Raw genomic sequence first — 13,355 nt, forward strand, 5'->3', positions numbered from 1 at the left:
TTTCAAATGATGACAACGCTTTCAAAATCATTATCAGCTAGACGTAGAAAATGTGTCTTTTGCCTGTTCCCTCAGTTTAAACTTTTGAATTTTTCCTGATGCAGTCATTGGATATTCATCAACAAATGTAATGTAGCGAGGAATTTTAAAACGTGAAATTTGTCCTTCACAATAATTACGTATTTCTTCAGGAGTGCAGCTTTCTCCTTCTTTTAATCTAATCCATGCTGATACTTCTTCTCCGTATTTCTGATCAGGTATTCCTACAACCTGCACGTCTAACACTTTAGGGTGCTGGTATAAAAACTCTTCTATTTCTCGTGGGTAGATGTTTTCTCCACCGCGAATAATCATATCTTTTAATCTTCCTGTAATCCGGCAGTATCCATGTTCGTCCATCACTGCAAGGTCCCCGGTGTGAAGCCACCCGTCTTCTGTCAGCACTTCTTTAGTGGCTGCTTGATTATTATAATAGCCCTTCATTACATGGTAGCCCCTCGTGCACAATTCTCCTTGCGTACCTGGCTCCACTTCCTTGTCCGTCCCAGGCTCGACTATTTTCACCTCGACATTCGGCAAGGCTCTTCCTACTGTTTCAACCTTTCGTTCAATGGAGTCATCTACTCTTGTCTGGGTTATCACAGGGGAAGATTCAGTCTGACCATAAGCAATGGTTATTTCTTCTGCTCCCATTTTGTTCATTACATTCCTCATTACTTCTATAGGGCAGTTTGTTCCTGCCATAATACCCGTTCTCAGACTTGAAAGGTTATACTTATTAAAGTTTGGATGATTCAGCTCAGCTATGAACATTGTCGGCACACCGTGCAGAGCTGTGCACTTTTCCTGTTCTACTGCCTGGAGAACTTTTTCAGGGTCAAACTCCTCTACTGGAACCATGGTTGCCCCTGTGGTTACACAAGCCATTGTACCTAGAACACAGCCAAAGCAGTGAAAGAAAGGGACCGGGATACATAATCTGTCTTTACTTGATAGATTCATACATTCACCAATGTTAAGACCATTGTTTGTTATATTATAATGAGTCAGCATGACCCCTTTTGGAAAGCCAGTGGTCCCTGATGTATACTGCATGTTAATCACATCATGGGGATCCAGACTTGCCAGCCTTTTATCGAGGGCTTCGTCTGTTACTTGATCGCCTTTTTCCATAACATCCTGCCATGTATACATTCCAGGCAGCCGCTCTTCCCCAAGAAATATGACATTTTTCAAATGAGGAAGTGTTTCAGACTTTAGGTTTCCAGGCTCTGCATCTTTAAGTTCAGGCACAATTTCATAAAGCATCTCCACATAGGAAGATCCTTTAAAGCTTTCTTGAAGAATGACAGTTGAGGATTCTGATTGCTTTAATAAATATTCCAGCTCTGATGTCCGGTAATTCGTGTTAACCGTAACAAGAACCCCTCCCATTTTCCCTGTGGAAAATTGAGAAATAAGCCACTCTGGTTTGTTAGTGCCCCAAATTGCCATGTGGTCTCCTTTTTCAATTCCAAGGCTCATAAACCCTTTTGCAGCCTGGCGGCACACCTCTTCAAATTGAGCATACGTATAACGGAGGTCTCTGTCAGGATAAACGACGGCCTCAACTTCCGGCTGTGTCTTTGAGACATTCTTTAAAAGCTCCCCCACCGTCACGTTAAGAATATCTGCCATGGTTCTTCCCCCTTATTAATAAAGTTAGAATTAACAGCCAAGTTCCCTGGCAATGACAAGACGCTGAACTTCAGAAGTTCCTTCTCCGATTTCCATAAGCTTTGTATCGCGAAGCATGCGCTCAACTTCATACTCTCTCATGTATCCATAACCGCCATGGATTTGTATCGCTTGATTACACGCTCTCGTGGACATCTCTGAAGCAAACAGCTTTGCAAAGGATGCTTCTTTTTTGAATGGTTTGCCTTGATCCTTCAGCCAGGCAGCTTTTAACACCATTGTCCGTGCCAGATCAATTTCCATCGCCATATCTGCAAGCTTAAATTGAATTGCCTGGAAGCTGGAAATCGTTTTGCCGAACTGCTTTCTTTCTTTTGAATATTGAAGAGCTCTTTCGAATGCTCCTTGTGCAATACCTACTGCTAAAGCAGCAATAGAGATTCTTCCACCGTCAAGAGTATATAAAAATTGCTTAAAGCCGCCTTTCGGGTCTCCTAAGATATTTTCCTTTGGTACTCTTACATCCTCAAGAATTAACTCTGATGTATTAGAACCTCTCACTCCCATTTTTTCGTAAGGACTTGTAATGGTAAAACCTTCAGCATCAGTTGGAACAATAAAAGCTGAAATAATATTTTTTCCTCTTTCATCTTTGCCTGTCACCGCAGTCACCGTTACTGTTCTTGCATACTGGGCATTAGTTATCCAGCATTTTTCACCGTTAATTACATATTCGTCTCCATCAAGAACTGCTCTTGTCTGGGTTCCGCCGGCATCTGAACCAGCATTCGGTTCAGTTAGACCAAAAGAAGCTAATGATTTACCAGAAGCCAAAGGAATTAGATGTTCCTGCTTTTGTTGTTCAGTCCCAAAATAATAGAGGGGACTTGCTCCCAGAGATACAGCTGCAGCATAACTCAATCCTGTGCTTCCGCAAGCTTTCCCAATTTCTTCTACCGCCAGGGCATAAGAGATGGTATCTCCCCCAGATCCTCCATATTCTTCAGGAAAGGGGATACCTAACAAGCCCAATTCTCCCATCTTTTTAAATGTTTCCTCAGGGAACCTTGCTTCACGGTCGACTTCTTCTGCTTTCGGGGCTACCTCTTGTTTAGCAAAATCCCTTACCATATTTCTTATCATTGTTTGTTCCTTAGTCAATTCAAAGTTCATTCTTTATTCCTCCTTTATTTATAGCAGCGTGTACACTGAGCAAATGCTCAGAATTCATAAGAAAAATGATCCTAGATAAGGAGTGGTCCCTCCTAGGAATATATGCGGGGAAGCGTCCCACTACACCGGACGCTTCTTTTGTCTGTAAGTTTTTGTGTTTCGGTAATTGTTTCTCCCATTACTTCCTCCGCCTAAGTACAAATCTTTCACTTCGTCGTTATCAAGCAGTTGAGCTACCTTTCCTTGGAGAACAATACGGCCGTTTTCCATGATATAGCCGTAATCAGCAATGGAGAGTGCTACATTGGCATTTTGTTCAACAACCAGAATAGAGGTCCCTTCTTCCTTATTGATTTCTTTAATATTGTGGAAAATTTCTTTGACTAACAAAGGAGCTATACCTAAAGATGGCTCATCAAGCAACAGAACTTTTGGTTTAGCCATGATTCCCCTGCCAATGGCAAGCATCTGCTGCTCCCCGCCAGAAAGGAATCCTGCAGCTCTTCCTTTCAAGGCTTTAAGCTTCGGGAAATAGTGATACACTCTTTCCAGGTCTGGTTTCAACTGGTTACGGTCTTTTCTTGTATAGGCTCCAGCCAGCAAATTTTCTTCTACTGTTAAATGCTTAAACACCCTTCTTCCTTCAATACATTGAAAGATTCCTTTGCTTACTACTTGATCAGGCGTCAGTCCATTGAGTGACTCATTGTTAAAAGAAATGGAACCATTGACTATCTGTCCCCCTTCACCTTTAAGGAGACCAGAAATCGACTTTAGGGTTGTGGATTTTCCGGCACCGTTGCTTCCCATCAACGCCACAATTTTCCCTTCTGGTACCTCAAGAGACACCCCTTTTAAAGATACTATTATCTTTGAGTAGACCGTTTCTAAATTATGAACGCGAAGCATATCAACACTCCGTTCTTTAAGTAAGATAGATGATAAAGACATGAGGAACACAGTAAGTTATCCCTATGTTCCTCTGCCGATATTCTATTCGTAATCTTCGTGACTGAAGTAGTCTTCAATAATCTCAAACTGACCATCTTTCACTTGAGCCAGCCTGATATCCTTCGTTCCCGCATGATCATCAGCTGAGAAACTCACCGGTGCTGCCAAACCGTTAAGATCCAAATCACTAATCTGTTCAATTCCTTCTTTAATGCCGTCTCCTGTTAAGTCAGGGGCATTGCGGATTCCTTCTGCCATTATGCTTGCAGTTACCCATCCCTGGACAAATTTCTGGTCAATATCTTCTAATGTTTTTCCTTGAGTTTCTAAATATTCTTCAATTTCGCCCAATCCTTCCAGGTCCTCATATGGAAAGGCATGAGTTACTACTCCAATCATCCCTTCAGCAGCATCCCCTGCAATATCAATGACACCTTCACCTGTAGCCCAGTTTAATCCGATAAATTGTGTATCAATTCCAAGTGTCTGTGCTTCACGAAGTATAGTTGATGTTGCTCCCCAGGTTTGTTGGATAATAGCATAATCGGGGTCTTTACTCTGCATATTAAGCATTTGAGATTGTGCCTCTGTGGCTGCTACATCAATGACCTGCTCATCCACAACCTCTACACCATGCTCGGCAGCATATTCCTTAATATCTTCAACCGGAGAGCGACCAAAAGCTGTATCGTTATATAATAGTGCTAATGTAGGATCACCGTCTCCTTCATGGTTTTCTTTAATCCATTGGACAACTGCTCTTCCTTGATCAGAGTAAGTAGCTGCAGTTAAGAAATTATAAGGGCTTTCATCCATATCTTTTAAATTTTCTGAATAAGCAGCTGAGAAGTATGGCAATTGATCATTAGCAACCTGCTGCCTAAGTGCTTCTGTATCAGCTGTTCCCCATCCTAATACGGCGGCTACTTCGTGGCGGTCTCTCAGGGTTTGATAAATCCTTTGTCCCTCTGAAATATCATAAGCGTAATCCTCGCCAATTAACTCCACCGTAACACCATCAATACCGCCGTTTTCATTTAGCCATTCCACATATGCCTCCTCGCCGTCAGCGTATGGAGAACCAACATCTCCTGTTCCTCCAGTAATATCGTAAAGAGCACCGATTTTCACTGTATCGCCGGCTTCTGCTACGTCAGCTTCTCCTTCAGCGTCCTGAGTACTGCTGGCTCCTTCCTCACCGCCTCCACATGCTGACAGTGCTCCTGCTAATAGCATGCCTGTACCTGCTGCCCCAACCCATCTTTTCCACTTTATTGTCATTTGATCTCCCCCATGTTTTCTTTTATCAGGAACAGACAAAACGTCTGGTATCCTCATTAATAGGTAAACGGCCAAAGCTTGAAGTAATTTCTTATATTGCTCCAGATATGGGCAAGCCCTCCTGGTTCAAAAATAAGAAACAAAATAATGACTGCCCCAAAAGCAATTTCCTGAATCGCTGCTAACTGGTGGCCGGCATTAGGCAGAAACACAGATAAAACTTCAGTGAAATAGGAAAGGCCAACGGGCATCAATGTGATAAAAAAGGCGCCTAGAATTGCTCCTAGAATGCTCCCAAGTCCGCCGACCAGGATCATTGCTAAGTACTGAATTGAAACATCAATACTGTAAAGCTCAGGACTAACAATCATGGTGTAATGTCCCATTAAAGCCCCTGCAATTCCAACGAAGAAAGAACTGATGGCAAAAGCAATTACTTTATAGTTGAATAAATTAATTCCCATAATTTGAGCAGCAACATCCTGGTCTCTGACCGCCATGAAAGCCCGGCCTGTTCTTGTCCTAAATAGATTGAGAGAAAAGATGGTAGTAAACAGCAGGATGACCAGGCAGAGATAGTAATAACTGGAGGCCGACATTAAGGTATACCCGCCAATTGAGGGGCGTTGCAGCACCATACCGGAAGTTCCTCCTGTTAATCCGTCCCATCTGCTGATGACAAAAAGAATAATTACTTGAGCTGCAAGTGTGGCGATGGCAAGATATAAACCTTTCAGCCTAAGTGACGGAATTCCAAATATTCCTCCGACAAAGGCTGTAACAAGTCCTGCGGCTGGAACCGCCAGCCAGAAACTTAGACCAAGACTCGTTGTTAAAATAGCCGACGTATATCCCCCTACCCCTAGAAAAGCCCCCACTCCGATGGAGATTTGGCCAGTAAACCCAGTTAAGATGTTAAGACCGATTGCCCCTATGGAGGCAATTAAACAAAGGGTCGCCAAACCTACTACGTAATTTGATGTAAACAGCGGCACTAAGGCAAAAAGGGCAATAAGCAAAATCATTCTCATCTTCACTCTCGGTATCGTGAAGAGTGCCATATCATGATTGTATTTTGTTTTATAATTACCGCATTCCATGACAAAAGGATTTCTCATTTTCTCCCATCACACCCTTTCTATACCGCCCTTACCGAACAATCCATGTGGTCTAAGCATTAAAATGAAAACTACAAGGATAAACGGGACTACTTCTTTTAACCCTCCTCCAACCATTGGATCCAGGTATCCACCCGCCATGCTTTGGAAAATCCCGATTGTAAAGCCGCCAACTATAGCTCCCGGAATACTGTCAAGTCCACCTAATATGACAACTGGCAAGACAGTCAGGCCAATAATAGCCATGGTTGCATTTACACCATTGATGTTTCCTAACAAGACTCCCCCTACAGCAGCTACGATAGAAGCAATGGCCCAGGTTACAGCAAAGACCTTTTTCACACTTATCCCCATAGACTGTGCAGCCATTTGGTCATCGGCAACAGCCCTCATCGCAAGGCCCATCTTTGAGTATTTGAAAAACAGCGTAAAAAGAAGAAGCAGTGTCATAACAATGACAAAGGACCAGAGATACACCGGGGTAATGACTAAATCCCCGGCTCTAATTGGTGTGGCTGGAAAGATTTGCGGATACGTTCTTGTTTGATGTCCCCAAATCAGGTGAACAATCCCCCCGAGTAAACTTGCAAGTCCTATGGTTGCCATTATCACTGAAATAACTGGAGCATTCTGTAATGGCCGAAGAACGGTCTTCTCAACTCCCAGCCCTATAACGGCGTTTACCGCCAAGGTAATGGCTAATGCGAGTAGAAACGGGATTTGAAAAATAGTGATAAGAGTTAAACATACATATGCCCCGATTAAGACAAACTCACCGTTGGCCAGGTTCAAAGCATCACTAGCCTTATAAATTAGAACAAATCCTAAAGCTACCAGCGCATAAATACTGCCGACTACGATGCCGCTAACCAGCATTTGCATAAAAAACGTCACCTAGGCAACCTCCCTCTTTTCACCTAATGAAATAACAGGAATGATTTGTTCGTTTACATTTCCTTTTGTAAATGAAACCCTTTCATCAGAGGAATATAAAGAATCAAGCAACTGTTTATATTTTTGTTCTACGTAAGGCCGCCTAAGCTTGTACGTTGGAGTCATTTCATCTTCTGAAGCATTAAGCTCCTTTGGAAGAATAATGAATTTCTTAAAATCAATGCTTTCTGGCAAGAGAGCGGTGATCTGAGATACTTCTTCATGTATCAGCTGGATAACATCCGGATTCGTAGACAAATCCTCATAGGTAGTGTAGGAAAGCTGCTTTTTGTCAGCCCATCTCCCTACATTTTCCATACTGATATTAATTAAGCCAACCATATAAGGCTGCTGTTTTCCATAAAGCAAAGCTTCTTGAATATAAGGACTCATCTTCAGCTTGCTCTCTATCGAGCTTGGAGCAACTGCTTGACCTTGTACTCCAGTAATGACTTCTTCTTTCCTTCCAGTCAGACGAACCTGGCCGTCTTCCAGCTTTTCCCCTGTATCTCCCAGGTTTATATATCCGTCTTGATCAAGGTTCAGTGCTTCCCCATTAAGATAACCAAGACACTTTCCAGCGGATTTTATAAGGATCTCTTTATCCTCTGTAATCTTAAGGTCTACATGGGGCAGAGGTTCTCCCACACTTTCTGCATCTAGCTTTCCGTCTCTTTGAACAAGAGAAATACCAGAAAGCTCAGTGGCTCCATATGTTTGTTTCACATTTACTCCAATGGAATGAAAGAAATGCATCCCCTCATTACCTAAAGAAGCTCCATTTATATAAGCCCTTTTGATTCTTGCTAATCCCAGGTGATCTCTTATTGCACTAAACACTAAGTAGTCGCCAAATTTGTAGATGACTTTCTCTTTTAAAGATAGAGGTTTTCCTCCAAAGTCTGCTTCTGCTTTTCGTTTTCCATAGCGGTTGAAAAAATTGTACACTTTCTTCTTGAAGGACGAGGTATCATTGATGCGGAGATTGAATCTAGCTATGATATTTTCGTAGGTTCTTGGAGTTGCCATCAAGAGATGGGGACCTATTTCCCTTAAGTCCTGCAAGGCTGTTGATGGTTCTTCTGGGAAATTAATTGTTAATTTTTGCTGGAATGATAATGACAATACAATCAATTGTTCAGACGCCCATGCCAAAGGCAAGAATGATAGATAGTCATCTTTAGAAGAGACCGGGTCCACTTCTTGAAGAGCTGTACCAGTAGCCAGTAAATTATAATGGGATAATAAGATTCCTTTAGGATGTCCCATGGTTCCCGGAGAGTAACACAGGAAGGCTGGATCTTCACCATTCCCCTGTTCAATTTCTTTAACGATGTTTATTTCGCTGCTCTCATTTGCAGCTTTTTGAACATCATCCCAAAAAATGAGCCGGTGATCAGAATAGTTTTTTAATCCTTTTGGGTTAATAAAAATAATTGTTTCCACTAAAGGAAGATGGTCTATGATCTTTAACACTTTATCTACCTGTTCCTGGTCTTCTGCTACTATAATCTTAGCTTTACAATCGTTGATCAAGTGATCAAGCTGTTCAGGAGTGCTTTCTTGAAACAGCCCCGTTGAGACCCCCCCAAGACTTTGACAAGCAAGCTCAGCATAGATCCACTCCGGCCTATTGTCACTTAAGATGACCATCCGGTCACCTTTTTGAAATTCAAATAAGTGCTTTATAGCAAGAGCGAAAGATTCAACGTTATCTTTGACTTCTTTCCATGAAATTTCTTTCCAAATGCCAAGGCTTTTTTTTCTGAAAGCCGTCCTTTCTGGCTCACTTTCTGCAAGTTCTAACAGAAGCTTTGGAAATGTGTCTTTTCCCATTTATAAGAATCCTCCCCTTGTCAGCTTACTTCTTCATCTTCTTCCTCTCCTAAATAAGCACTGATCACCGCTTCATTTTCTTTTATCTCTTCAGGTGTACCAAAGCCTATAAGCTTTCCAAAATCAAGTACGGCTATATGGTCGGATAAATCCATTACCACACCCATATCATGTTCAATCAGCACTACCGTCATGTCCTGGAGAGCATTCATATCAAGGATAAAACGAGCCATGTCTTGCTTCTCTGAGCTGTTCATACCAGCCATGGGCTCATCAAGGAGAATAAGCTCAGGCTGTAATGCCAGGGCCCGTCCTACTTCTACTCTTTTTTGCAGCCCGTAAGGAAGCCTTCCTACTGGAGTATGGCGAATATCCTTAAGCTCTAAAAAGTCAATAACTTCCTCCACAGCTTTTCTGTGAGCTACTTCTTCTTTTTGAGCAGCTCCCCAATAGAATCCCCCAGACAAAAGTCCTGACTTCATTTTTGTGTGCCGGCCCAGCTTTAAATTATCAAGCACAGACATTTGTGAAAATAAAGCTATGTTCTGGAAAGCTCGGGAAATTCCTAAGTTTGTTCTTTTATGGGGTTTCATGTTGATAATATCCTTCCCCATAAATTTAATTGAGCCTTGAGACGGACTATACAATCCGCTAATGCAGTTCAGCATACTTGTTTTCCCTGCACCATTAGGCCCAATAAGAGAAAAGATTTCTCCTTTTTCAATATGATAAGTAACGTCTACCAAAGCCTTAACTCCCCCAAATTGAAGTGAAACGTTTTCCACTTCTAATGCTGGCATCCTCTTCCCTCCTCTGATGTAAGCGCTATCATCTTTCTAAGATTGATTATAAGGATGAGCTATCACTCAAGTCAACAAAATTTTGATAATTTTTAGAAAATTATCAAAATTATTGTTGGTTTGTCTTTTGTAAGTAATATGGAAATTTTTTAAAGAACAAGAGATCAGAAGGAATAGGAAATAAGATACTCGATGAGACCAGTCAGAAAGACACAATTTTCATGAATTGCAGGTAATTTTATTTCAAGTATAGAAAAACAATTACAGCCTTCTAAATCAATATTTGATGTAAGGATATGCTTTTATGACAAAAGCACTGTTTCCTGAAGCCAGTCGACCTTCTTTCTATATGGAAGGGCGTAACCTTTCACTCTTATTTACGTTCCAAATTTATTTAAAGATTCCAAATATTTGTCAGGAAACCATGATATAATGACTTATAGGCTATTGCTATAAGGATTAGACAACATTAAGAAGTCACACTAAAGGGGTGTTATGTCCATTGACTTTTGCCATTATATTAGGTGTCATACTTGTCGTTTCGATCATTTCCTGGATCATCGGCTATAACAGTCTAATTAAGTGCTTAAATTGGGTGGAAGAATCATGGGCCCAAATTGACGTGCAATTAAAGAGAAGATATGAGTTGATACCAACTCTCGTAGAGACGGTAAAAGGATATGCAGCCCATGAAAAAGAAACGTTAGAAAAGGTCATAGAATTACGAAATCAAATCACAGCACCTTCAAATGATAGAGCTGAACAAATGGAGGCAAACGATCAATTGAGCGGAATGCTTGAAAACTTATTTGCCTTGGGAGAGGATTACCCGGAATTAAAGGCAAATGAAAATTTTAAAGCTTTGCAGGAAGAATTAATCCAAACGGAAAACAAGATTGCCGATGCTCGTCAACTATACAATGATACCGTTAAAAAGTATAACTCACGCATCCAATCTATCCCTACCAACTTTGTAGCAAACATCCATAATTTTAACAGACGAGACTTTTTAGAGACTCCGGCAGCAGAACAAGAAAACGTTCAGGTATCTTTTTAAGCAGGAGCATAAAAGGAGGTACGACTGCTCCTCTTTATTTTTCTGATCGGTTAAGAAAGAAAGTTTCAAGCCTCCCGGTCCTGAGCAACCACCCGCTTTTACGAAAGAATCCACAGTATATCAGTAATGTAACGATACCTATAACAATTTACGATTTCTTCACTTTTAAAAAAATTCTTAGAGTTATATATAATGACCAATTGCCAATAAGAAAAGAAATAAAGGAGTTTATTTTTCTCTCATTCCATGTAACAAGAAACGAAGAAATATTACGAATTTGATATAGTAGTGACAGAGGGAGGCGCTTTGGTTCTATTCCAAACAGCAAGAGATATCCTTTTTCGACAATTTTAGATCATCTCAACCTGCCTCTGATACGTACGATACCATTTTGGGTGGCTGCATGCCGCCTCTTTTTTTTGTCTTTTTTATTTAACATATACCGGCAGACTTTCACCTAATTGAACGTGTTCCAGTGTCAGTATACAGCGTCTCCCCAGCAATGTTACTCCTCTTTCTTTTGCATCAAGAAGAGCTTTTGCAAAAGCAGGATCGATATGGTCTGCAGGACTGATAGACATTACGTCATTTCGCTGAGCCACAAATAAAACACTGGTTTCTATATTTTCTCTCTCTTGAAAATGAGATAACTCTTGTACATGGCGTGCTCCTCTTTTAGTTACAGCGTCTGGAAACAGGCCCCGTTCACCTTTTGCAAGTGTCACACTTTTCACTTCTAATAACATCTTTTTATTGTCCTTGCTTTCAAGGAGAAAATCCCACCGGGAATCACCGAACTTATACTCTGCACGCTTAAATTCCCAGTCACATAATTCCTCTATTTTTTTCTCTTTTAAGGCTGTTTCAATTAAACGATTGGGCAAAGTGGTATTAATTGAAACAAGCTGTCCTTCAGAAGAAGAGGCTAAAACTGCGCTCCATTGTGTTTTTCTTGCAGGCTTATTTATGTACTGCAACCACACTTTTCTCCCAGGTATGAGCAACTCCTTTAACCTGCCTGGATCAGGAAGATGAACGGTAACCACCTCACCTGTCGGCTTGTTTAGTTCTTTATTAATAAGCTGGCAGTGAATAATAAACCGATTGGTCCTTTCGACAAAAATAGCTGGGTGCAATGGTTCACCATAGTAAATCACTGGCTTGTCAGACATTTTCTTTCTCACCCTTCACCAGGAAATGAACTAATGACTGGGGTTCAGCAAAAACAATAATTCTGTCAGCCACTTGTTCTGATAAAAAACCTTCTTTCACCATATGTTTTATGAGTGTAAGTAAAGGATCATAATAATGATCAGTATTAAGAAGTGCACAATACTTTTCATGCTGCCCTATTGCATACCAGGTGAGAACCTCTACAAATTCCTCCAGCGTTCCTATGCCCCCAGGAAGAGCAATAAATGCATCAGCATACTCATACATTTTTGCCTTTCTTTCATGCATTGTCTTTACGGTGATCAATTCTGTTACATGCTGATGAGCGATTTCTATATCCTTTAACGTTTCAGGCACAATCCCAATCACTTCTCCTTGCCTTCCTAACGCCCCATCTGCCACAGCTCCCATCAACCCGCTGCTTCCTCCTCCATAGACAGTGATGACCTTATTTTTGGCCAGCTCCTCTCCAAGCTTTTTAGCTTCTTGAAGGTAGAGGGAACGATTTCCATTTCTTGAACCGCAAAAAACTGTGATATGCTTCATTCAATCAGCCATTCCTTTCATTGAATCTTTGGATTAAAGCATCAACTTGAAGTTCACGAGTGGAATCAACAAACCAATCTGCTTCTCTCGCAGCTTGTTCTTCTCCGACGCCAACGGAAAAGATACCAGCCGCTTGAAGGGCCCTGATTCCTGCCTCACTATCTTCAATTCCTGCACATTCTTTTGGACTTACCCCCGCCATTTCCGCCCCCTTTAAAAATATTTCAGGATCAGGCTTGCGATTGGAAATGGTATGTACATCAACAATGTGGTCAAAATAGTTTTTAATCCCGACATTGGAAATGACCGTTCTTGCATTAGTACTTGAAGAGGTTAATACTGCTTTGAAATCGGCAGCTCTGGTCTGTTCTAGAAAATCTTTGACGCCAGGTAACAAGTCTTCCGGGCTAAGGTCCTCTATTAAAGCCTGGTAATATGTATTTCTCTGCTCTCCAAGCTTTAGCTTTTCGTCGTAAGAATAGCTCCCTTCCTTTTGTTTCAAAAGAGCTTCTATGGCATCCATACGGCTTCTTCCCTGGAGTTTCATGTTCATTTCATGGTCAAAAAAGACACCAAGATCTTCAGCGAGCATTTTGTTCGCCTTGTAATGAAGAGGAACTGTATTGGTAAGGACTCCATCAAGGTCAAATAAAACAGCTTTTAAACTAGAATTCAAAAAAAAACCTCCTTTTATGCTTTATTATTTTATCACACCTCCTTTCACTCTAGGGTCAGCAAAAAACGTGCCATTTTTATCAAGAAAAGTTTCATTGCCAATACCTACCTGATAAAATGAAGGCTAAGCATAAG

The 13,355-nt window shown here is 41.2% G+C and carries 12 protein-coding genes; 1 reads left to right on the forward strand and 11 read right to left on the reverse strand.

All coding sequences use genetic code 11. The features are described from left to right. Positions 1 to 33: 33 nt before the first annotated feature. The 8 genes from ACFPU1_RS12335 to ACFPU1_RS12370 form a co-directional block, all read right to left on the reverse strand. The gene (locus ACFPU1_RS12335; protein WP_385941571.1) at positions 34 to 1,677 is read right to left on the reverse strand and encodes an AMP-binding protein; all 1,644 of its coding nucleotides are present in this window, start codon (positions 1,675 to 1,677) and stop codon (positions 34 to 36) included. Between the two features lie 30 nt (positions 1,678 to 1,707). Then, entirely contained in the window at positions 1,708 to 2,850 is a 1,143-nt protein-coding gene (locus ACFPU1_RS12340) for an acyl-CoA dehydrogenase (RefSeq protein ID WP_385941574.1), read from the reverse strand. A 120-nt stretch (positions 2,851 to 2,970) separates the two neighbouring features. Further along, on the reverse strand, positions 2,971 to 3,759 hold the full coding sequence (locus tag ACFPU1_RS12345) for an ABC transporter ATP-binding protein (RefSeq protein ID WP_100398168.1): 789 nt from the start codon (positions 3,757 to 3,759) through the stop codon (positions 2,971 to 2,973). A gap of 84 nt (positions 3,760 to 3,843) precedes the next feature. Then, positions 3,844 to 5,082 (reverse strand): ABC transporter substrate-binding protein, encoded by a 1,239-nt coding sequence (locus ACFPU1_RS12350; RefSeq protein ID WP_385941577.1) that lies wholly within the window; start codon positions 5,080 to 5,082, stop codon positions 3,844 to 3,846. Positions 5,083 to 5,138: 56 nt separating this feature from the next. Beyond that, a complete protein-coding gene (locus tag ACFPU1_RS12355; protein ID WP_054635592.1) occupies positions 5,139 to 6,200 on the reverse strand; it encodes a branched-chain amino acid ABC transporter permease in 1,062 nt (353 codons plus the stop codon). 9 nt (positions 6,201 to 6,209) lie between these two features. Then, the gene (locus ACFPU1_RS12360) at positions 6,210 to 7,094 is read right to left on the reverse strand and encodes a branched-chain amino acid ABC transporter permease (RefSeq protein ID WP_054635593.1); all 885 of its coding nucleotides are present in this window, start codon (positions 7,092 to 7,094) and stop codon (positions 6,210 to 6,212) included. Next, the gene (locus ACFPU1_RS12365; RefSeq protein WP_385941581.1) at positions 7,095 to 8,969 is read right to left on the reverse strand and encodes an AMP-dependent synthetase/ligase; all 1,875 of its coding nucleotides are present in this window, start codon (positions 8,967 to 8,969) and stop codon (positions 7,095 to 7,097) included. Positions 8,970 to 8,989: 20 nt separating this feature from the next. After that, positions 8,990 to 9,769 (reverse strand): ABC transporter ATP-binding protein, encoded by a 780-nt coding sequence (locus ACFPU1_RS12370; protein WP_385941584.1) that lies wholly within the window; start codon positions 9,767 to 9,769, stop codon positions 8,990 to 8,992. A 502-nt stretch (positions 9,770 to 10,271) separates the two neighbouring features. Between ACFPU1_RS12370 and ACFPU1_RS12375 the strand changes: the two genes are divergently transcribed. Further along, positions 10,272 to 10,826, forward strand: coding sequence for a LemA family protein (locus ACFPU1_RS12375; protein ID WP_054635595.1), 555 nt, complete (start codon positions 10,272 to 10,274; stop codon positions 10,824 to 10,826). 428 nt (positions 10,827 to 11,254) lie between these two features. Here the strand turns inward: ACFPU1_RS12375 and sfsA are convergent, their stop codons facing one another. From sfsA to pgmB, 3 genes are read right to left on the reverse strand one after another with little or no spacing between them, the layout of a single operon-like run. Beyond that, a complete protein-coding gene (gene sfsA, locus ACFPU1_RS12380) occupies positions 11,255 to 11,998 on the reverse strand; it encodes a DNA/RNA nuclease SfsA (protein WP_385941587.1) in 744 nt (247 codons plus the stop codon). Further along, positions 11,991 to 12,545, reverse strand: a complete 555-nt coding sequence (locus ACFPU1_RS12385; protein ID WP_385941590.1) for an LOG family protein — start codon at positions 12,543 to 12,545, stop codon at positions 11,991 to 11,993. Before ACFPU1_RS12385 ends, sfsA begins: the two co-directional genes overlap by 8 nt. Before the next feature lie 4 nt (positions 12,546 to 12,549). Then, complete coding sequence (gene pgmB / locus ACFPU1_RS12390; protein ID WP_385941593.1) at positions 12,550 to 13,221, reverse strand: beta-phosphoglucomutase; 672 nt, start codon at positions 13,219 to 13,221, stop codon at positions 12,550 to 12,552. Between the last annotated feature and the right edge of the window lie 134 nt (positions 13,222 to 13,355).

The organism is Thalassorhabdus alkalitolerans, assembly GCF_042656525.1.
In the GTDB taxonomy this organism is placed as follows: domain Bacteria; phylum Bacillota; class Bacilli; order Bacillales; family Marinococcaceae; genus Thalassorhabdus; species Thalassorhabdus alkalitolerans.

What these genes read in the sequence shown, in the direction of transcription:
- ACFPU1_RS12335 (WP_385941571.1), bottom strand. Translation starts at nt 1,677, where the DNA reads ATGGCAGATATTCTTAACGTGACGGTGGGGGAGCTTTTAAAGAATGTC.
- ACFPU1_RS12340 (WP_385941574.1), bottom strand. Translation starts at nt 2,850, where the DNA reads ATGAACTTTGAATTGACTAAGGAACAAACAATGATAAGAAATATGGTA.
- ACFPU1_RS12345 (WP_100398168.1), bottom strand. Translation starts at nt 3,759, where the DNA reads ATGCTTCGCGTTCATAATTTAGAAACGGTCTACTCAAAGATAATAGTA.
- ACFPU1_RS12350 (WP_385941577.1), bottom strand. Translation starts at nt 5,082, where the DNA reads ATGACAATAAAGTGGAAAAGATGGGTTGGGGCAGCAGGTACAGGCATG.
- ACFPU1_RS12355 (WP_054635592.1), bottom strand. Translation starts at nt 6,200, where the DNA reads ATGAGAAATCCTTTTGTCATGGAATGCGGTAATTATAAAACAAAATAC.
- ACFPU1_RS12365 (WP_385941581.1), bottom strand. Translation starts at nt 8,969, where the DNA reads ATGGGAAAAGACACATTTCCAAAGCTTCTGTTAGAACTTGCAGAAAGT.
- ACFPU1_RS12370 (WP_385941584.1), bottom strand. Translation starts at nt 9,769, where the DNA reads ATGCCAGCATTAGAAGTGGAAAACGTTTCACTTCAATTTGGGGGAGTT.
- sfsA (WP_385941587.1), bottom strand. Translation starts at nt 11,998, where the DNA reads ATGTCTGACAAGCCAGTGATTTACTATGGTGAACCATTGCACCCAGCT.
- ACFPU1_RS12385 (WP_385941590.1), bottom strand. Translation starts at nt 12,545, where the DNA reads ATGAAGCATATCACAGTTTTTTGCGGTTCAAGAAATGGAAATCGTTCC.